Annotated in this window: 10 protein-coding genes; 7 read left to right on the top strand and 3 right to left on the bottom strand. The window is 70.0% G+C overall.

Going from position 1 to position 20,749, the window contains the following annotated elements; genetic code table 11:
- Nucleotides 1-15: 15 nt before the first annotated feature.
- On the bottom strand, nucleotides 16-780 hold the full coding sequence (locus ACIBTV_RS24500) for a GNAT family N-acetyltransferase (RefSeq protein ID WP_396708441.1): 765 nt from the start codon (nucleotides 778-780) through the stop codon (nucleotides 16-18).
- Between the two features lie 762 nt (nucleotides 781-1,542).
- Here ACIBTV_RS24500 and ACIBTV_RS24495 point away from each other — a divergent pair.
- Both ACIBTV_RS24495 and ACIBTV_RS24490 read left to right on the top strand, forming a co-directional pair.
- Nucleotides 1,543-2,625: a hypothetical protein gene (locus ACIBTV_RS24495; RefSeq protein WP_396708439.1), complete on the top strand. Its 1,083-nt coding sequence runs from the start codon at nucleotides 1,543-1,545 to the stop codon at nucleotides 2,623-2,625.
- A gap of 22 nt (nucleotides 2,626-2,647) precedes the next feature.
- Nucleotides 2,648-5,257, top strand: coding sequence for a right-handed parallel beta-helix repeat-containing protein (locus ACIBTV_RS24490; RefSeq protein ID WP_396708438.1), 2,610 nt, complete (start codon nucleotides 2,648-2,650; stop codon nucleotides 5,255-5,257).
- A gap of 18 nt (nucleotides 5,258-5,275) precedes the next feature.
- Here ACIBTV_RS24490 and ACIBTV_RS24485 read toward each other — a convergent pair whose 3' ends face one another.
- Nucleotides 5,276-6,193, bottom strand: coding sequence for a fumarylacetoacetate hydrolase family protein (locus tag ACIBTV_RS24485; protein ID WP_396708436.1), 918 nt, complete (start codon nucleotides 6,191-6,193; stop codon nucleotides 5,276-5,278).
- A gap of 141 nt (nucleotides 6,194-6,334) precedes the next feature.
- Nucleotides 6,335-6,652: a YbaB/EbfC family nucleoid-associated protein gene (locus ACIBTV_RS24480; protein ID WP_396708434.1), complete on the bottom strand. Its 318-nt coding sequence runs from the start codon at nucleotides 6,650-6,652 to the stop codon at nucleotides 6,335-6,337.
- A gap of 290 nt (nucleotides 6,653-6,942) precedes the next feature.
- Between ACIBTV_RS24480 and ACIBTV_RS24475 the strand changes: the two genes are divergently transcribed.
- The 5 genes from ACIBTV_RS24475 to ACIBTV_RS24455 all read left to right on the top strand — a co-directional run bounded on the left by ACIBTV_RS24475 (nucleotide 6,943) and on the right by ACIBTV_RS24455 (nucleotide 20,728).
- Nucleotides 6,943-7,617, top strand: a complete 675-nt coding sequence (locus ACIBTV_RS24475; RefSeq protein ID WP_396708432.1) for a LuxR C-terminal-related transcriptional regulator — start codon at nucleotides 6,943-6,945, stop codon at nucleotides 7,615-7,617.
- Nucleotides 7,618-7,718: 101 nt separating this feature from the next.
- Nucleotides 7,719-8,069 (top strand): WXG100 family type VII secretion target, encoded by a 351-nt coding sequence (locus tag ACIBTV_RS24470; protein WP_396708430.1) that lies wholly within the window; start codon nucleotides 7,719-7,721, stop codon nucleotides 8,067-8,069.
- A gap of 45 nt (nucleotides 8,070-8,114) precedes the next feature.
- Nucleotides 8,115-8,432, top strand: coding sequence for a WXG100 family type VII secretion target (locus ACIBTV_RS24465; protein ID WP_396708428.1), 318 nt, complete (start codon nucleotides 8,115-8,117; stop codon nucleotides 8,430-8,432).
- Nucleotides 8,410-9,807: an EsaB/YukD family protein gene (locus ACIBTV_RS24460; protein ID WP_396708427.1), complete on the top strand. Its 1,398-nt coding sequence runs from the start codon at nucleotides 8,410-8,412 to the stop codon at nucleotides 9,805-9,807. The genes ACIBTV_RS24465 and ACIBTV_RS24460 overlap by 23 nt, the downstream gene beginning before the upstream one ends.
- A gap of 82 nt (nucleotides 9,808-9,889) precedes the next feature.
- Nucleotides 9,890-20,728, top strand: coding sequence for a hypothetical protein (locus tag ACIBTV_RS24455; RefSeq protein WP_396708425.1), 10,839 nt, complete (start codon nucleotides 9,890-9,892; stop codon nucleotides 20,726-20,728).
- Nucleotides 20,729-20,749 lie beyond the last annotated feature (21 nt).

The following is a 20,749-nucleotide window of genomic DNA, read 5'->3' as shown; positions in this document are numbered from 1 at the left end:
GAGTGCCACCCCGACTCAAACGCGATTGAAGAGCTGGTACTCGGCCACCGTGCGGAAACCCATCCGCTCATAGATCGGCCGGCCCATGGAACTCGCCTGCAGCGTCGCCACGCGCAGCCCGCGGCGTCGGCCCTCCGCGATCGCCGCCCAGGTGAGCGCTGCGCCAATGCCGCGACGGCGGAACTGCTCCTGAGCGGCCACCAGGTAGATGCCGGCGACCCCACCCCGGTCGAGCAGGGCGGACGTGGCCACGACGCGGCCCTCCACCACACCTGCGAAACGAATCAGATGATCCGGCGCGTCCGGGTAGTCGGTCTCGATCAGCAGCGCGGCGCCCTCCTGGTCCGCGGGCACGCCCATCGGGCCCGCGTAAGCCGCGACCCACTCACCCAGCCGCCCGGGCGACACGACCTTCTCGATCGACAGGCCGACCGGCACCGGCGGCTCGACCAGCTGATCGATCCGGGCAGCCATCACCGGCAGAACGCCCGCCTCGGCCGCACCCGCCGCGCGCAGGTCGTCGGCCAGACCGCGATAGCTGTCCGGGCCGACCCACCACACCCACGGAAGCTCACCGAAGCCCTTCGCGATCGACAGCGCCTCGTCGAACCGGTCCTCGCCGACCCGCAGGATGCCGTTCAACAGCCCGTGCCGAACCCCGCTGCGATACCACGTGAGCCCGTCGTCATCCATCCGCTCCTCCCGACCGTAGCCGAGCCAGTAGTAGCGGTTATTGATCAGTTGGGGCGCAAGATCCTGGACGGACCCGGAGATACTCATACCAGTCCTGACGCATGAAGAGTCGAATCTGTCAGATTGCTCGTGGGCCCTCCGACACAGGCGCCTCCCGGTGAGCCCCGGGTCGATCCGTGCCCCGACCCCCCGCTCGCCGATCGCCCGCAGGTCCGCCTCGCGGGGTGTGACGGCGGCCACGAACCGTCTGTTCCGTCCCGGGTTACGCCATCGGGGCATGACGTCTCCACTCGTGCTCCCGCTCGGGCTCACCTTCGACCGGCGGCACTGGGCTCCTCAACGGTCCTCCACACTGACCTCCAGCCGCGGAACGTCGTGGATGAACTCCGCCCGTCGGGGGCCGTTGTAGGAGGTGGTGACTGCTTCGGGGCTCCCCTCCGACAGCGGTCAGCGCGCGACTCGCTGGGGAAGAAAGCCGCCGGCACGTACGGCGGCCTACGCGCCGACCGCTCGGCGACCTCAGGCAGAGCGCGTCAGCACCGAGTCATCGGTGGCCGGTGTCCTTCCGCGCACCTCCAGGCGCGGAAGGACACCGGCGGGGCGCCCCGGGACGGCCGCGACGTGCCGAACAGCGCCAGCGCGCCGGACAGACCGATGACCAGGCGATGCCGCGGTGACGGATCGCCCAGATGGTTCGCGCACGCCGTGACGTGGCCGGCGCGGGTCGGGACCTCGAACACGGGTCCCTGAACGGGAACTCGTCGGGACGTCAGCCGGATCCGTAGACAGTACGGGGTCCGTCGCGTCCACCGCGGCGAGCAGAGATTCACGATTGGCAGGGGCAGCGGAATGTCGGAGTCGATGGACACGTCGGCCGGGAAGCGGGAACGTGCGACGGCATCGGCCACCGCGACGGACACACCGAAAGACGGCGTTGCCGCAGCCTCGCCGGATCTCCGACCCCGCGACGCCCGCGGCGGCTTCGTCGGCGCCTTCGCACGCACCGTCCGTCGCACCCGCCCCCACTCGGCTGTCGGCACGGTCGCCGTCAGCGCCCTGACCGTCGTGGTGGTCGCGGCGGTGGTCGTGGCCGGCGGCGCACTGCTGAACAGGTCCAGTGGCACCGGCCAGACCTCCACCGCCGGCAGGACCGAGGCTTCCGTCCCCAGCGTCGGGACGTCCGCGACCGCCCCTGGCTCGGGCCCGGCCGGCCGGCCCGGGGCCCCCGGACCGGCCGGCCCTCCTGGACCGCCCGGACCCGCCGGCCCGCCCGGACCGTCCGGCCCGACGGTTCAGTCGGGGTCGACCGGCACGGTAGCCCGGTCGGGTTCGACCGCCGGCACCGATTCAGCTGCCCAGCGGGCCACCACGGCCGAGAAGAAGCAGTCGCCGTCCCCCACCGTCACGTACACCGGCGTCGCCGGACGTGGCTGTGCCAGCGCCGGCACCACGTATGCGGAGTACGGCTGGTACACCAAGGGCGACGCCGGCTGGTGGACCCTCGCCAACGGCAGCTACACCGGTGACGGCTGCAACGGACAGTTCACGGACATGCCGATGTCCGGCGACGCGAACTGGGACCAGCCGGGGCAGGCGATCGTCTGGGGCTTCAACGTCGGTAGCCGCCGACAGTCCTGCACCCTGTCGCTCTACGTCCCGACCAGCAACAGCCCGCGCGACGTGGCTGCCACCAGGGCACACTTCTTCATCGTCCACGACACGAGTGACAACGTCAGCTACTCGAACCCGACCGGGCAGGTGTTCGTCAACCAGGGCGCGAACCACCGGCGTTGGGTGACGCTCGGCACCTGGCCCGCCGAGAACGGCAAGATCGCGGTCAAGCTCACCAGCCGGGGAAACCCGAACGGCTACTCGATGACCTACCCGCACCTTGCCGGAGGTGCGGTCAGAGCACGCTGCGTGGCCGCGTGACGTGAAGGCAGCCTGGGAGCGGGTGGCACCCCGCGGCTGGGGTGCCCACCGCACCATCGGCGCGGCGGTACGCAAGGCGTCGCCCGGCGCCACGATCTGCGTCGAACCGGGCGAGTACGTCGAGCAGGTGGTTGTCGACAAGCCCGTGGTGATCCGCGCGGAGGGCGGTTCGGGCAGTGTTCGGCTGGTCGGTACGAACGGTCCGGCGCTGGTTCTCCTGGCCGACTCCGGCACCGTCCAGGGACTGTCCATAGCGGGAGGCGCCAGGGCCGCGGCGGTGGTCGCCGAGCGGGGCGCCGTCGCGTTGGAGGCCTGCCAGATCCGGGGCGAGGTCCGCGTCGTCGGGAACGCGGCTCCGGTGCTCCGTGACTGCCGGGTGTCCGACGGCGGCATCGTCCTGGACGAGACGAGCGAGGCGTTGTTGACCGACTGCTCTGTCACCGCGGCGCCGAAGGACGCCATCCTGGTGCAGGGCGATGCCGCACCCCGGTTGAGCGGAGTCCGCGTCAGCCGCGCCGCCGGTGACGCGATGGTCTTTGCCGGGGCGGCGCGCGGGCTCGTCGAGGGCTGCGAGGTGAGCAGCCCGGCCGGCGCCGGGCTGGTGCTGCGGGAGCAGGCCGCGCCGACCGTACGCGGGCTGCGCATCCGCGACTCCCGGGGCGACGGGATCCGTGTCGAGGGAGCGCCCGCGCCGGCCCGCGCCGCGCAGAGCGCCGCCGCCGCGGCGGGCGCGAGCACCGGAGGGCCGCTGCTGGAGGAGGTCCAGGTGGCCCGGGCCGCCCGATCGGGCATCGCCGTGTCCGGCGCGGTCAGCGTGGTCGTGCGCGCCGGCACGATCACCGAGCCAGCCGGCGCCGGAGTGTTGGTGACCGGAGACGCGCGGGTGCGGATCGAGAACACCTCGGTCGCCCGATCCGGCGGTTCCGGCTATGTGGTCCGGGACGGCTCGGACGTGGCGGGCGACCGGATCAGCGTGGATCGGGCCGGTGCCAACGGGGTGCTGGTCCGCGACGATGCCGGCGCGAGGCTGACCGACGTGCGGCTCACCGGCACCCGCTACACCGGGGTGCACGTGGGTGGCCGGGCAGAGGTTCGCCTCACCCGTGGTGAGGTCCACGAGACCCCCGAGTTCGGCGTACGCGTCGTGGATCTGGCTCTGGCCGAGCTGCACCAGGTGCGGATCCAGGCGGCCGCGATGGGCGGCCTGGCCGTGGAGAACCGCGGTGACCTCACCGCGATCGGCTGCGTTGTCGCCGGCGCGGCGACCGGAGTGACGTTGGCGAGCAGGCACCTACCGCAGGTGCGCGACTGCGAGATCCGGGACAGCGGACGGACCGGGATCCTGGTGTCCGAGGGGACGGCCGGGTTGCTCTCCGGCTGCCTCATCAGCGGTACCGGCGACGCGGGCGTCCGCCTGGCCGATCGGGCCATGGCCGTCATCGAGGGCTGCACGATCTCCCACACCGGCGGGACCGGCCTGGTGGTGGGTGGCGAGGCACGGCCGGACGTGCGGTCCAGCTCGATCTCCGACACGCAGATGAACGGCATGTACCTGCACGACGGCGCGCAGGGCAGGTTCGTCGACTGCCTCGTCACCCGCACCCGCTATCCGGCGCTGCACGTCGGCGCGGGCGCGCGTCCGCTGTTTCAGCGACTGCGGCTGGTGGACGCCGCGCGCGGGCTGAGCCTCGATCCGCGCGCCGAGCCGGTGTGGCAGGAGTGCAGCTCCTCGGGGATCGACGCGGATGACCTGCCGGCGTCTCGCCCCGCTCCGCTGACGGTCGGCGCCGCGCCCGGTGGAGCCGGACAACCTCGCACCGCGGGCGCCGAGTCGCTGGTGGACCTGCTGGCCGAGTTGGACGCCCTGGTGGGGCTCGCCGGCGTGAAACAGGACGTCGGTCGCCTCGTGAATGTCATGCAGATGGTCCGGCAACGGCAGGACGCGGGACTGCAACCACCACCCCTCGGGCGGCACCTCGTGTTCGCCGGAAACCCGGGGACCGGCAAGACCACGGTCGCGCGCCTCTACGGCCGGCTCCTCGCGGCGATCGGACTGCTGGACTCCGGACACCTGGTGGAGGCCGACCGCTCCACGCTGGTGGGTGAGTACGTCGGCCACACCGCGCCGCGCACCCAGGCCGTGTTCCGGCGCGCTCTCGGCGGCGTGCTGTTCATCGACGAGGCGTACTCGCTGGTGCCGGCCGGTCACCAGAGCGGCGACTTCGGCCAGGAGGCGATCGTGACGCTGGTGAAGCTGATGGAGGACCACCGTGACGAGGTCGTGGTGATCGCCGCCGGCTACCCGTCGGACATGGCCCGCTTCGTCGGTTCCAACCCGGGCCTGGCCTCCCGGTTCACCCGCACGCTCACCTTCGCCGACTACGACGACGCGGAACTGGTCCAGATCGTCGGGCGGCAGGCGAACGCCCACCAGTACCGGCTCGCCGACGAGACCGTCGCCGCGCTCCTGCGGTTCTTCTCGACGCTCGACCGCGAGGTGCCGTTCGGCAACGGACGCACCGCACGGCAGGTGTTCCAGGACATGACGGAACGCCACGCCCAGCGAGTTGCCGAGGTGCCCGACCCGACGGAGGAGCATCTGACGCTCCTCACCCCGGCGGACCTGCCCTGAGCGTGGTCGACCCGACGCTCACGCCATGATCCGGTGTTCGATCGCTCCGACCTGGTCGACGGCGAGGCGGAGGGTGTCGCCGGGTCTGAGCCACCGATTGATCTCGATACCCGACCCGTTGACGTAGGTGCCGGTCGCGAAGACCTCCCCCGGAAGGAGCCGCTCGCCGGACGAGGCGTGGGCCAGCATCTCGCCGAGCGTCCACCGGGCGTGGGTCGGATCCGGCTTCGCGACCACCTCTCCGTTGATCTCCACCGTGGCCGCCAGTTCCCGCCATCGCGGGAGAATGTCGCCCGCGGTGACGGCGGTCGCCGACAGCGATGTCAGGAAGTGCTTCGCCTTCTGTGGGCCGAAGTTGCTGCCCATCTCGGCGACCTGCACGTCCCGTGCGCTGAAGTCGCACAACACGGCGAAAGCGCCGATCGCCTGTTCGGCCTCGGCTGGCGACGCGTCGAGCAGCGGCGCGTTGAGCACGAAGGCCAGTTCGAGCTCGTAGTCCAGCGCCGTCGTGTAGCTCGGGCCACGAACCGGGGTTCCGCTGGGCACGACCGTCGCGGCGTTGCCCATGTAGTAGATCGGCTGCTGGTACCACAGCCGACGAGGCCGGAACAGCGGGAACGTCCTGCGGGTGGTGAACTCGAACGCCGTGGCCAGCCGGGCCACCGCCGGTCGGAATCGGCGCACCCACCCCCGGGCGACGCCGACGTTGTGCTCCTCGTAGAGCAGGAAGTCCCGAAACGACAGCGGTTGGAACGGCAGCACCACGTCGCCCTCGGCGGCGTGTTCCGCGGCACGAGCCGCCTCCCACTCGGGGGCGAACGGCGAGACGTACCCGAGCGCGGCATCCGGCTCGGCGAACCGCCACTCCTCCTCGTGCGGCTGGCGCACCTCGGTGATCAGGCGCTGACCGGCGCCGAGGCGACGACGTACGTACATGGTGTCCTCTCAGGAGTGGATGGCGCTGCTACACGGAAGGGCCCGGCACCCTTCAGGTGAGAACGACGTACACGAGATCCCATGGTTCGCGCCGCACGCGGTCCGTCAGAACGCGGCCGCCGCGGCACCGCCCGAGACGCGTCACCCGAGCTCACCGATCAGCTTCTCCATCGCCTCCGTCATGGGACCCGTGCTCCGACCGAGCATCTGGGTGGAGTTCGCCTCACAGTCCCGCACGGCACCCAGGATCTCCTCCGCGAGCCGGGTGGGCGCCTGCTCCATCGCGGCAGGGTCGATCCAGAGCGCGTCCAGCTTGCCGGCGCGCATGGTCACCCGCACCCTGCCGCCCGGTGAGCTGCCGTGCACCTCGATCGACTCGAACTCCTCCCGGACGCGCTCCAGGTCGACGGTGAGCTTCTTCATCTGCTCGGTCATCTGCCGGAAGTCAGGCATGGTCATGGTTCGTTTCTAACCGCCGGTAACGCGAACCGACAGTTACCTTTCCGGGACATCGCCTCGGCCGGTCATCGGCGCCGACCTGCCGGCCGCCTCGGCCCGGCCCGAGGGCGCACGCCCGCTCAGGTGCGGTGAATCTCGCACGTTCGACGCGGCACCGAACAAACGTGCTCCGCCTCCGTCACATCAATCGGGACATCAATTCGGGGTCCCACTCGGGTAGCCGGCGGGACGAGTCGAGCTCCACCGGCGTGACGAGCCGGACAGCGATGCTCGGGAACAGGAACGGAACGATGAGCAGCAGCGACGCGTCGCAGAGCAGGATGGGACAGGCCGACGGGGAGGCATCGGGACTGGCCGTGGTGTCCGAGAACGCCATCCTCCGCAACGGCCTCGCCCAGGTCCTGGCCAGTGCTCCGCATCTCGTCGTACGACACGTGGTGGACACGCTCACCGCACTACCCGCCGGCGACGACGCACCGGCGCTGGTGGTGCTGGATCTGCGGCACCGCGGGGCACGGGTCGGCGCAAGCTTCTGGAGGCTGCTCCCGACGACGAGCCGCACCGTCGCCCTCTGCCGGCCGGACGACCCACCCAACCTGCCCACCGCCATCCAGGGTGGCGCCCGAGCCTTCCTCAGCCGCGATTCGGATGCCGCGGAGCTGCTCCACGCGATCGACACCGTGCTCCACGGCGGACTGCACGTCTCCGCCGACCTTCTCCACCACCTGCTGCACCAGACCGCACCCGAGCCGACCGGCCGGGAGTCGCAGTTGGCGGCCAGGGAAGTCGAGACCCTGCGCCTGTTGGCCGAAGGATTGACGCACGGCCAGATCAGCCGCCGCATGGGGCTGACCGAGTCGACCGTCAGCACCTACGTCAAGCGGATCCGCAGCAAGCTCAACGCGGGCAACAAGGCGGAGCTGACCCGGCGGGCTATCGAGCTGGGCTACGTCACGCCCCGCTGAGCGGACCCGATGGGGACGTCCGTTTGGTAACTCGCGGTGGTCCCGGCGCACTGGAAGCCTGGTGCGCGAATGTCGATCTACCGCCTCCGACGGGAGAAGCCATGACGATGCCAGGCTTCCGGGTCACACCGGAGATGGTCCACAGTGCCTCGATCAGCTGCAGTCAGACGGCCGAGCAGGTGTCGCAGCAGCTCGCGGTGTTGCGCAACTACGTGGTCGGGTTGGAGGCGACGTGGCACGGCATCGCCCAGGACACCTTCCAGCAGCTCATGATCGACTGGGACACCTACGCCCGGATGATGCACGATGCGTTGACCGATATCAGCCTCGGCTTGCAGGGCAACTATGCCAACTACACCGACGCGGAGGCGAGGAACGTCCGCAACCTGCAACCGATCAACGACCTCGCGACCGGTTCCGCCGGCGTCAATCTGCCGCCGGCACGTTTCTGAGCGCCGGCCACCCGAAGATTCCCTCGCCCCGAAAGAGAGACAGCAATGGCCGTCGGAGGCATCGACTCCCGCGAGATCGCCGTGCCGGTGGACCTGGATCAGGCCGGGCCCTTCCTCAACAACATGGCTCAGACGATCGAGGATGAGCTGATCAAGTTGCGGAACCTGCTTCAGCCGGTGCTCGACAGCTGGGACGGCGAGAACAAGCGGTACTACGAGGGCCTGCAACTGGAGTGGAACGTCGCCGCCGAAGGGCTGCTCGGCCCGCAGGGCGTGCTCGGACAGATCGCGCACGCCATGAACGTCACCTGGCAGAACTACACCGACTGCGAATGGACCAATGTCCAGACCTGGAAGCACTGAGGCGCAGCCCCGCTGCCTCGTCACCGTCGTCGGGGCCCGCAAGCGGGTCGACCTGGCCGTTCCCGCCGACGCGCCGATCGCCGAGTACGCGGACCTGTTGGCCCGCCTCGTCGGCCAGGAGTCGGACGAGGCGCTGCCACCGGCGTGGACCCTGGCTCCCCTCGGTGCGCCCCCTCTTCCCCTGACCTCGTCGCTGTCCAGCGCCGGAGTCGTCGACGGAGCCGTGCTCTATCTGCGCGACGTACTCGACGGTGAGGCGGACGAACCGGTGGTTCGCAGCGTCTGGGAGGTGGTCTCCGAGCTCGGCAAGGCCGGGCGGGGATCACGCTGGGACCTGCCGGCCAAAGGCCGCAGCGCGATTCTGCTCGGCGCGGCCTGGCTGCTCTTCGCCCTGGGATACCTGACGATCGCCGACCGCGGCCGGGTCCTCGTCGGGGTGTCGGCGGCGACGATCGGGGTCGGGTTCGCCGTCGCCGCCCGACTGCTTCGACCGTACCCGCGGGTCCTGCCGGGCGGGCTGCGGACGCTGCTGGGCTGCGCCGTGATCCCCTGCATGGCGCTGGTCGCGATCCTCAGCCTCGGACCGGTGCGCTGGGACGTTCCACACCTCGTCTACGGGCAGGTCGGCGTGACGCTCGGCCTGCTCATCGCCCTGGTCGCGGTACCCGGAGTGCTGCTCGCCGCGGTGACGCTGCTGGTGGTGGTCACCGGGTCCATGACGACGATCGCACTCGCGCTCGGCGCCAGCCCGGCAGCCACCGCCGCGACCGCCGCGGCCGCCGGGACCCTCTTCCTCGCCGTCGCTCCCCGCGTCGCCGGCCTGCTCACCGCCGCCTCATGGCTGCGAATGTCCTCGCCGACAGTCGAGCCGGCGGCCGACGCCGACAAACTCGGCGCACGGGTGGCCCAGGCCCGGCACACTCTGGTGCTGCTGATGAGCACCACCTCGGCGATCGTCGCCGTGGCACTGCTGGTCCTGACCCGGGACACCTCCGCCTTCTCGCTCGTCCTGGCGGCGGTAGCCACGGTCGCGCTGCTCGTCCGCGCGGGGACCTTCGAATTCGCGACCGAGGCGATCGGGCCGGTCGTGGCCGGGACGGCCGGAACGTTCGGACTGATCGGCGCGCTCGGTCACTGGAGCGCGACCCGACCACTGGTGCTGCCACTGATGCTGCTCGCCGGCGTCGCGGCGGTCTGCGCCGGGCTGCCGGTGGTGCTGTGGCGCTCCGGCGTGAGCGGCGCCGACCTCGGCCGGGAGCGACAGCCTCCCCGGTTCGGCGCCTTGCTGACGACGTGTCAGGTCGTGCTGCCCGCCCTCCTGCTCGGTGTCTACGGGGTCTACGGCCTGCTCTGGGGGCTCGGCCGCAGCTTCTGACGGACCGGTGCCGGACGAGGGCGGCAACTCACGGAAAGGGAACCATGAACTGCGCGTGCCGCACCAACACGGCGGTGATCCGATGAGCGAGCCTCTGTCCGCGCCGGCCGGGAACTCCCCAGCCGGCGATGGTGGATTCACGCCACGGCGAATGTCGAACCGGCATGGGCGAACCGTTGGTGTCTCCTTCGGTGGGCTGGATGGCGGGCTGGCCGACCTGGTCGCCCAGTGGATCGCCGACTGCGACCGCGCGTACGCACGCCACTACGAGTTGGCGCCCGGCGGTGCGGCGCGTTTCCGCGATCTCACGGTGCCGTGGGTCGCCGACACCAGCACCTTCGCGATCGTCGCTCCGCCGCCGGTCGACGGGGAGATCCTCGCCCGCCTGGTGCGCGACGAGGGTGCCTTCACCCAGCGGTACGAGGACACCGAGCTGCCGGTACGGTCGATCGTGGTGATCGGCGGCGGCGTCGGGGCCGACTTCGGCACCGCGCTGCGGCGGCACTTCCCCGACGTGACGGTCTACCAGTCCGCCACGACGAGCGAGGTTGTCCGCCCGGGCACTGACGCCACCTACCCGCGCGGTGGCTTCGCCGTCGACGGCGGCGGCCACTTCGACGTCCTCGGCGGATTGACCCGCCTGCAGGTCGACATCATCACGCGGGAGCTCGTCCAGGCCCATCACCTGGACTGGCGCTACGCCGGCGCCGCGACCGGCGACGGGCTGCCCGTGCCGCTCGCCGACCGGGCGGGCACGCTCGCGCTCGTCCGCAACGCGCACGCCGCCGCCCAGGCGGCGCTGTCCCAGGACCCCACCCGGCTTGACCTCGCCGAGCTCACCCGGGCGGCGGCCCGGCACGAGCGCCCCGACATCGTCGTTCGGGTCGTCGTGGAACGGCTGCGCGCGGCGTCGCTGCTCGCGCGGGTCGACAGCGTCGTCGACCTGTACCGCGACGATTCCGGATCGTGGCGGGCGGCTCCGGTCCCGCCGCACGTGCGGCGGATGTACACGGCGGTCGGTCATCACAACCCTCACGGCGAACGTCCGGTGCGTTTCGGTTCCGGGTTGCCGCTGCTCTCCGGCGACGCGACCCGGCTGCCGGCGCGCCTGACCGTGCCCGGCACCCACACGCAGGCCGATCCGCGTTCCCTGGTCGATCTGGTCGCCGTGGCGTCGTGGCTGGCGGAGAGCGCCCTGGACCGGTCACGGCCAGGCGAGGGCCGGCGACCACCGGTCGTGCGGATCGGCGGAAGTGACCATCTCGCGGTCGTCACGCGGGACTCGCTGCGCGGGCTGGTCTCGGAGAACCTGCGCGGGCTCGGCGCCGCGCCGTCTGACGCCGAGCGGCTGACCCGACGAATCGTCACTGCCGTCCCGCCCGCGACGCCGACCCTGCCGGTCCCCACCGATGTCGGCCCCGGCGGTCACACCGAGGTCGAGGTGTCAGAGGATGCCGTGCCGCCGGTGGCCGGCTTCGGCCGCTCCGCGCCGGCGACCGACCCGCCCACCGGCGACACCGCGAGACAGGCGGCGTTGGCGCTGTTCCGTGCCGCCGTCCGGCACGAGCTGACCGCCCGGGATCCGGCCGGATACGCCGGTGACCGTCCGTCAGCGCTGCGCGCACGAGCCCAGGCGGCCCGCACCCACCAGTTGACCCGGATGGACCGGCAGTCGCTGACCGAGACGGTGCGCAGGTTCGGCAGCGACATCGCCGCCGGCCACGCGGCGCTGCTGGCCCTGGGGGCGGTCGAGGCGTCGAGCCCGGCCCACGATCACCTCCTCGCCGTCGATGACCTGCGGGCGGTGGTCACCTCGATTCCGAGCCTGCCGCCGGTCGACCACGGGGACACGCCAACTCTGGCCGACCACCTGGCCGCCGGTGGCAGCCTCGTCACGGCGCTGCACGGCGACGGACCAGGCTCGACATCGCTGGTGGCCGCCGGGGACAGCGGCTGGGCCCCGGTAGGGTCGCTGGCCGCGCTGGCCCGTGACGTGGCTCGGCCCTCCGCCGCCACGCCCGACGGCGGCTCCGCCCCGACCGGCCCCCGGCTCGCGCTGGTGCGGTTGCGGCTGCCAGACGGCCAGGGTGAACAGGTCATGGCGGTGGTCGCCACCGCGGCGCCGCGGCCCACCGAAGGGTCCCGGCGGGCCGGCGTGCACTGGGTCCACCCGTTGCGCCGCACGGTCCATCCGGCCGGCGCCATCCCCGACGAGGTGCGGGTAGCCGTCGCCGCTGAGGCGGTTCTCATCGGAGCCGACGGCAGGATCCAGCCGGCCGGGCCCGAGACCTGGTCATCGCCCGGGCTCGCCAACACCACACCGCCGCCGCTCAGCCCCGCGCGAGCGCACCGGCTCGACGCCCCGCTCGGCGGCGGCATGCTGCGGGCACTCGACGACCTCGTCAGGAACGCCGAGCCGGAGGATCGCGACCAGGTCGACGCGGCCCGGCGGTTCGGCTTCGTGGTCGCGACCCACCTGGTGACGGCGAGGACCGGCACGAGAACTTCACTGGGGCGCATTCCGGCCCTCGCCGCCGAGGACGCGTCGGTGGCCACCACCGTCGAGCTGATGGCTCTGCTGTATCTCCGTCTCGCCGGCGTACTGGCGGCCCAGGCGAACCCGGGCGGCTCGCCAGGACCCGTCACGACCATGGTCGCCGGGCAGCCGTTGTTCGCTCACTGGGAGGCCGCCGGCCACGAGTTGCAGGACTTCTTCGGCCAACACGCCACCGTCATCCGCGGCCTCCTCGCGAAGTCGTTCGCTCGCCGCCTGCGCCATGTCACCGCCGATCTGCGCGCGGAACGCAACCTGCCGGACAGCGCCGACGTGGACCTGTGGGCCGTGCCGCTCCTGGACCAGCGCACCGGCCTGCCCCTCACCACCGCCGGTGCGATCGTCTCCGAGCTGCTGCACCCCGACCCGACCGCCCCCGGCATCGACCTACGGCCGTTGGGCATCGCGCTGCCCGGGCACGCTGACGAGGCCGTCTCCGCCGCGGCACCCGCCGTCGCACCGACCGTGTCCCCGCCCACCACGGCCGACCGGACGCGCGACGCGGTCGCCCGAGGTGCCCGCGCGTTGCCGCCGGCGGACTTCGGCCGTGACCTGCGGGTTGACGCGCCGCCCCGGCCGTGGACCTTCGACGAGTTGCCAGCCCTCGTCACCCGCGCCCGGGCAGGGGTCGATGTCACTGATCCGGAGCTGTGCCTGGTCCTGCTCGGGAGAGTCTGGTCGGAGCTGCATCCACGGGCCCGGACCCGTCTCGCGCTGACCGGTCCCACCCTCGTCGATCCACGGACACTGGTGCGGCCTCCCAGCTATGCGGCCGTCGCGGACGTACTGCGGGCGCGGCCGGGACGAAGCGCCGGCTTCTACATCGAGCGGTTCGGGACAGGCCACACCTGGGCCATGTACTCCACGCACGACGGCAGGCTCCTCATGATCGACGCGAGCGCCGCCGAGCCGGATCGGCTCGTCGAACTCCCCGCCGACCCGGATCAGTTCAGCCCACGCCGGCTCGGTCCGCTGGAGTCCGTGATCTCCGCCCGGGTGCAGATCAGGGAACCGGACGGGGTGGTCGTCGAGAACCCCTTCGAACCGGCGATCGAATCACAGTCCACCGCGCGGGCCATGGTCGACCTCGGCGTCGACCGCCGATTCGGCGCCCCGCTGCCCGCCTCCTGGGGGTCCCCCGCCGACCGGCTCATCGCCAGACTCGACCGGAACGCCCGGCTGGTCCAGGAGCGCAGGGGCGCACAGCCTGCTCGGCACCCGCAGACCGCCGCACTCGCCGGGCCTGATCTCTTCGGTCTGCGCGACATTCCCCCAGCGCCGCCGTTTGCCATCGACTTCCCCGAGCTTCCGACGTCGGCGCTGGTCGGAGCGTTGCGTCGGCTGGACCTGAGACATGGCGAGGCCGTGACCACCACCGGCATCGAAGAGAATCCAGCCCACTCCTGGGAGGTGACGACAGAGGGCAGGTCCTGGGTCGGGCCCGACCGGCACGACCTGTACGACGGGGACGTGATCATTCCGGACGGGGAGATGCCGGCGCTGGTACACACCATCTGGTTCGGCGGCTCGCCCCCGCGCCAGGTGACCGAGAACGTCGGCAGGATGGCCGAGACCCTCCGCGGGACGATGACCGTCGTCCTCTGGACCGACATGTCGCGGGCCGACTTCGCGGCACATCGCGAGTTCGCGGACTGGGCACGCCGGCACGACATCAGCGTGGTCAACGTGTTCGACGTCTTCCACGCCGAACACCCCATGGACAACTTCGAAGAGTTCATGCTGGAGTGGGCCAAGGGCCTCCCGGGCGCCTTTGGCGCCGCGAGCGACATCCTGCGGTACGAACTCATGGCCTTCGGCGGGATCTACACGGACGGCGACAATGTCTTCAAGAGCCTGCGCGGCATCAGAGAACGACTACGAGCGCACGGCTTCGCCGTCCATCAGGAGGTGTCGGCGGAAGATACCGGGGTAGGCAATTCAGCGCTAGCGGGGACCCGGGACCATCCCGCTTTCGCCATCTTGCGCAGTATCGTCGCGGACCAGTACTCACTCCACCAATCCGAACTGGACCCAGCGTTCCATGACGTCGGCGATCAGCGGCGTGATCACGAACGTGCTTACGTCCTGGAGTTTGTGGGAAGGGCGCGGGCTCAGTCGGTGATGGAGCGCACCGGCCCGGACCTGCTACATGTCCTTGCCGAGGCGGCCGGCTTCGAATCGGCCGAGGCGCTGCCGGGCATCGATCAGTCCAACATCGAGATGGGCTTCGCTCACGCGTGGCTTGACGGGCACACCCCGGCCGCACCTGCGGCGCGACACCTGTCCGCCGACGAGGAGATACGTCTGCTCGAACGCGCCGTCACGTATCTGATCCGCGACCTGCTCAATCGTGCGGGTGACCTCAACCTGTACGCGGTGCAGCCCCTCATCGACAGGCTGCGTGACCCTCGATCCGGGTGGGAAGCGGTCGTGGGCTTCCTGCGACAGATACCCGATGTGCGGGCGCGGGTCAACACGGTCACCTACCAGCGTCTGGTAGAGACTACCGACTCAGCTAGCGCCGACAGCGACTCCGATAGCGCCCACAGCGACTCGGATAGCGCCGACAGCGACTCGGAGTACAGAGGCCGGACGGTCGTCGACCTCGTCGCGATCGACCTTCCGCGCTCGGTGCTCGACAGCTTCCGGCTACCGTCCGACATCCAGAGCCTGGCACCCGGCTTCTGGCGTCGTGGCGCCTACTCCGCCTACGTACGCAGCCCTGACTGGTCCTGGCTTTCCGTGCCGTTCGCGAGTCAACAGGACTGGCAGCAGCCGCCCAGGGAACTGCGGTCCTTCGTCTCGCACGCGCTCGAACTGGTCCGCTTCGGGTTCGAACTTGAGGTCAACATCGAGGGTGGCAGGAATGGCAGCAGGTTCTTCAGCACCGGCGAGCGCAACCGTGGGCTCCACCGCGCCGAGGCGGTCCGTGACTACCTTCGCAGCGAGTTCGACTGGTACGGCGCCGCACCCCACATCCGCCTGAATCCCGCCACCGACCGCGCCAGTGGATCCGAGTCCGCCGCCCCCGTTCGGCAGCCCCTCGACACCCCCGAGCAGAGGCGACAGGTGATCGTGTGGTGGACGGTCAACGTCAGTCCCGCCACCCAATCCAGGAACATCGCGGACGGCCTGGCCGGTAGCGAACTCCCCACCAGGGACGGACCACTGCGGATCCGCGGCAGTGACCTCGCTTCGGGGTCGGTCGGGCTGCGGATCGACGCGCGCGAGATCGGCCGCGTGGTCGCCAGTCGGGGCGCCGTGGAGATCGTTGTCGAGGCGCCGGAACCAGGCCCGGCACGTGCCGCGCTGAACCTGCTGGTGCCCGCGATCCGACAACAGGTCCCGGCGCGCGACAACGCGATAACCGTCAGGCACGTTGTCGATCCGGCCAGGGAGAGGGTTCACCTCTACGTTGACCGGCCCACACCGGTGATCGTGGGTCGGCAGGCACACCAGCTCGTTCGAGACGTCAACGCGATCCTGACCCCACGCCACCTCACCGCCTCCGCGGCCAGCGTGCTCGCGGCACAGGCCGCCCTCGCCACGCGACCGAACCAGCACGTGTCCGCCGGCCAGATCGCCGACTACATCCAGAGCGGAGGTCAGATCGGTAGGCTGCCCGGCGGATCGTCCAGAGGCGAGCCCGCCTCCGGCCTCGACGACGAGTTCGTTAAGGATCTGCGGAGCTGGGTGGAAGAAGACACTCCGGTTCGCCGGCGAGACCAGGAATTGCGCCATGTCGACCAGGTCCTCGCCTGGTGGCGTGAGGGTGAGTCGGTCGAATTCCGCGAATTCGTCACCGCAGTGAGCCAACTCGGTGCACGATTCGGTCTGACGGTCGCCAGCGATCGCCCGATGCAACCGGAAGACTCTGAAGGCGACCGGTCAGCCGACCCGCAGCCAGCGGACCCTGACGAACGCCGGACTGGTCTCTTCTCGTGGGCGGCGTACTGGAGGATCCTGAACGGCGCCCACACGGCAGCGACGCTGACAGGTTCACCCACCGGTAGGCAACGTGACCGCATCGACCAGGCCACCAGGGAGCTCGACGGGTTCCGCACCTGGATCGACCCGGTGGGTGCGACCGACGAACAGCGCAGGCACGCCATCGATACCGCCCGTCTGCGTGCGCGCCAACTCCGCTCAGCCCTGGCGAGAAGGCTCAGGCAAGACCGTCTGCCTCCGTTGGACATTGCCGCCGCCAACGACGTCGCCACCCGACTCCGGGATAGACGTCCGTCTGCGTTGGGATCCCACTCTTCCCAGCCCTTGGCCAGTTCCGCCGGCGACTTGTCACCGCTGCCCCCACCGCCATCTTCGATATACGACCGGCGCTTCTCGTTGCCCGGGACGCTCGCGCCAGCCTGGCCGGGCAGCGGGCAGATAAATTACGCATCACGTCGTTCCTCGTTGGTGGAGGGGCTGAGCGCCTCTGGCCGCGGCGACCGCCGCCGCGGCACCTCCCTGCATGGGCCCGGGTCCCCGTGGTCGGGTCAGCATCACACTGGTCCCCGCCCGGTCGCCGGTGATCTCGTCGGCGGACTCCGCCTGCCGTCCAGCCCTCGGGACGTCGACCTGACCAGTCCGGTGTCACCATTGGGCGACCGCTTCCGCGCACGGCTCGGGCAGCGGATTCAGCAGCGGGTGCCGGCCCACCGGGACCTCCTGGCAGGGGCAGTCTCGTGGTGGATCGGCAATCCGCTGGGTCTGACACTCGAAATGTTCCTCGCCGAGTTACTCGGTTCCCGACCGTTGACCGTGGGGGGCGCATCGTTGCTCACAGAGCAGGAGGCTGCCGTCCTGCTCACGGCTCTGCACGCCGCGGAGACACGCACCGACCTCCGCAACTCGAGCGAGGCGAGTTCCGCGGTCCAGGTGCTCGAGAGGGTCGCGAGTCGTCTCAGCGTGCTGTTGGCCGATTCGGACGCGGTGACAAGGGGTCGCGCCGAGACGGTGGACGAGGCGGCACGGCAGCTCATCGAACGCCTGCGTATTCCTGAACTCAGGGGTCAGCTCGCCCGGTCCATCGCCAACATTGAGGCGTCAGGAGACTTCAGCCGATGGCTTCAGCGGTTGGCTGAACGCGCGTGGTTGGTTCACTCCACGGCTGCGGAGCTTGAGCGTTGGCGCGCGATCATCGGCGGCATCGCCATCCCCCCTGGTGTGGTGCTGGTGGCCGGCACGCTGCACGAGTCGCACGCCCGCGGGCAGAGCCTCATCCTCACCACCGAGAACGGCGATCGGCTGACAGTCGAAACGCTGATCGACCTGGTGAGCACCGAAGCTATCGGACACGGTGTGCTCGATCCTGGTCGAGAAGACCGTGGTGCCGCAGGTGGCCCACTGTTGGCCCTGCTGCTGGAACCACCGGTCCCGGCTCCCAATCCGGGTATTACGCCCGAGGCAAGAACCCTCCCGTTCGCACGTCGTGTCGCCCAAGAGATCGAGGGACGGCTGTACCTGGGAGAGCCGTCGCCATCGGGTGTCGTCTTCTCCGTCTCGACGGACAACGCCCAGAACATCTGGCATCGCCCGTTGGACGACGAGGTGCTACACCTGACCCTTGCTTCGGCGCTGCGGGAGGAACAACAACGCGAGTCGGAATTGTCGCTTCCCGATCAGATCCGCCTGGCTCTGGCAGATCCATTCGAGATCGAATTTGGCCGAGACGTCGCCTACAACGTGACGCGGCTCGCCCTAGAAGAGGAGCAGCTCGATCGGCTCGACGCCGAAGATTCAGGAGGCCAAGGCACATCTTCCGGAGAAACCGATCCCCCAGCTTATGAAAGCCCGACGCTCGCCCGAGAGGAAGAACAGCTCGACGCCGAAGATTCAGGAGGCCAAGGCACATCTTCCGGGGAAACTGACCCCCCAGCTTATCAAAGCCCGACGCTCCTACCCCCAGGGTATGAATCGAGGTTCGTCTCCCGGCCCCTCGTGCCCGGCCTCCCCCAGAGAATTCTGGTCCGGGACACCGGCCTACGCCAGACCGACCTGTCACGGGTGCGAAACCTGCTGCGCCCGGGAGTCATCCCATTCGACCCAGAAAATTCCGCCGGCCTACCGGTCCGGATCGGAAACAACCTGGCAGCATCCAGGCACACCGCGGTCGCCACTTTTCGAGCGCCCGACCACGGTATCGGCCCCACCTTGGCAATCTGGACGGATGGCCAACACGACCTCTGGGTCAACCAGTACGCCGACGGTATGGCCGTGGTGGCAGTACCAACACACGTCGGGCCCGACCTCGTCGACTCCCTACTCCTTCGTGTCCCACAGGAGGCCGCAGAGAACCTCGTCGTCGAGCCCGGTCGCATCGACGAATCCGGGGCCGAAATCCACTCCGCCGTGGACAGTCAACTAAGGTCGGCCGCGGAGTTTCGCGCACAACGCCCGCCGGACCGAGGCGCAGGAGACCGCCAGGTAGTCATCCTGACCTCTCCGACCACCACCCTCGGCTCGCGGGTGCCATTCATCCGCGAGCTGGCCCTGGCCGGTGATCGCGTGATCTACGCCACCGAAGCCAAGATCTACTGGGAGACCATCGAACTCGACCCAGCCGACAAGAAAGCCCTTCGGCGGGCCAGGTTCTTTACTCGGGCCGAGGCGGTGAGGCGCCTGGCCGATCTGACCCCCGAACCCGTTCAAGAGAACACTGTCATCGAGATCGGTCGCCTGAACGAGGAAGGCAACAAAATCTACTCCGCCCTGGACGACCAATTTAGGTCAGCCGAGGAGTATCGCGCGCAACGCCCATTGGACCAAGGTGCACAAAACCACCAGGTGGTCGTGCTGACCTCTCCCATCCGTGCCGATATCGGCTGGGCACCATTCATCCGCGAGCTAGCCCTGGCCGGTGATCGCGTGATCTACGCTGTCGCGCCGCATGACGAAGAAATACACTGGGGCACCATCGACGTCGACCCCGCCGACGGGACAGCCCTCCGGGAGGGCAGGTTCTTTACTCTGAGCGAGGCGGTAGGGCACCTGGTTGATCTGGCCCCGCAACCGGATGCCGCGATCCGCCAACTCGCGGAGTGGGGCCCACCGTATCCCGAGGCTGGCGACCCCACCGCTGCGGCAGTGCGGGCAATCTTTAATATGCGCCCTCCGCAAGTCGGCGCCGATACCCTGATCCACGTCGTCGTCCCCGTAGCGAATTGGGTCGAGTTCAAGGACTGGATCCTGCAACCTGCAGGCGTCGCCGTCCTCGACCGGACCGCGACGGTGGGCAACATAGTCGAAGTGCCACTGCGGTATCTCCGACCCTACGACGAACGGTACGTGATCGTAAATACGCAGGATCTCGCCGAGCACCTCGGCATCGGCACCGACACCGACACCGACACCGACACCGACACCGACGGTAGCGAGACCGACACCAACAGCGGCGGCAGCGGCAGCGGTGATGGGACGGACTCCGAGGATGAGGGTCGCGCGCCCAGGATCACCGTCCTGGACCCGCCGTCTGAAGACGACAGCTATTACGGGAGCGAAGACGAGTACGAGGACGACGAGAGCGGCGGCGGCAGCCCTCAAATCTGGATCTCGGATGCCGTCTACGAAGGCCAGAGCGACGGCGGCAGCCCTCAAATCTGGATCTCGGATCCCATCTACGAAGGCCAGAGCGACGGCGGCAGCCCTCGAAGCCACGAAGACGGCCACAACGACGGCGAACCATTGAGGGTGCCGCATTCGGCGCGCAGCCTACAAGGCGGGATACGCCCCCAAGGCCGCACAACCATCCAATGGACGCCCGACAACGCGGAGCAGGCCAGTTCATCGAGTCAGGTCAGCGGTCATCGCGAACCACCCAGGGATCACCATGAGGACAGGCACGCCGTCGGTGGCGTGGAGGCCGAACTCCCGGTGCCAGTGCAGAGACTGGTCGAGCTGGCGAGGAACGCCGCGAGGACGTCGCAGGACGCCGATCCCTTGGTGGGCTTCCTCGAGGAACGGTTCCTGGAGGTCCGCTACCAGGGCCAACCGCAGGCGGAGGCGGGAGCCGCGGTCGCCGACTGGGTCGACCAGGCGCGGAGCGGACAGACGGAGGGACTGCAGCGGCCCGTCTCGCCGGCGGCGGTGAGCGTCGCACTGGAACTGGCCGGGACGGACGGTCTCGTGGTGCTGTTGCGCGACGGCGAGCCCGACGCCGTCCTCATGCAGACCGAGGCCACGCCACCGACGGGCAACGCGGACACGCCGCCGCACATGGCGACCTATCAGATCAACCTGACCGAGGACGGTCCGGTCGTCACGCTCCCCAGCACGCATTCCGCGGCAGCACCTCAGGGGCTCATCATCCTCAACAGGTGCAGCGAGTTCCGACTGCTTCCACCCACGCTGGTCCACCAGGGGCGATAGGCCGACGACGCCACCGCCCCT

Source organism: Micromonospora sp. NPDC049366 (assembly GCF_044466625.1).
Classification (GTDB): domain Bacteria; phylum Actinomycetota; class Actinomycetes; order Mycobacteriales; family Micromonosporaceae; genus Micromonospora.
The sequence above is the reverse complement of the archived record's forward strand: the minus strand, read 5'-3'. Positions and strand labels throughout refer to the sequence as shown.

Coding starts and splice junctions, on each gene's coding strand:
- ACIBTV_RS24500 (WP_396708441.1), bottom strand. CDS start 780: ATGAGTATCTCCGGGTCCGTCCAGGATCTTGCGCCCCAACTGATCAAT.
- ACIBTV_RS24495 (WP_396708439.1), top strand. CDS start 1,543: ATGTCGGAGTCGATGGACACGTCGGCCGGGAAGCGGGAACGTGCGACG.
- ACIBTV_RS24485 (WP_396708436.1), bottom strand. CDS start 6,193: ATGTACGTACGTCGTCGCCTCGGCGCCGGTCAGCGCCTGATCACCGAG.
- ACIBTV_RS24480 (WP_396708434.1), bottom strand. CDS start 6,652: ATGACCATGCCTGACTTCCGGCAGATGACCGAGCAGATGAAGAAGCTC.
- ACIBTV_RS24475 (WP_396708432.1), top strand. CDS start 6,943: ATGAGCAGCAGCGACGCGTCGCAGAGCAGGATGGGACAGGCCGACGGG.
- ACIBTV_RS24470 (WP_396708430.1), top strand. CDS start 7,719: ATGACGATGCCAGGCTTCCGGGTCACACCGGAGATGGTCCACAGTGCC.
- ACIBTV_RS24465 (WP_396708428.1), top strand. CDS start 8,115: ATGGCCGTCGGAGGCATCGACTCCCGCGAGATCGCCGTGCCGGTGGAC.
- ACIBTV_RS24460 (WP_396708427.1), top strand. CDS start 8,410: ATGTCCAGACCTGGAAGCACTGAGGCGCAGCCCCGCTGCCTCGTCACC.
- ACIBTV_RS24455 (WP_396708425.1), top strand. CDS start 9,890: ATGAGCGAGCCTCTGTCCGCGCCGGCCGGGAACTCCCCAGCCGGCGAT.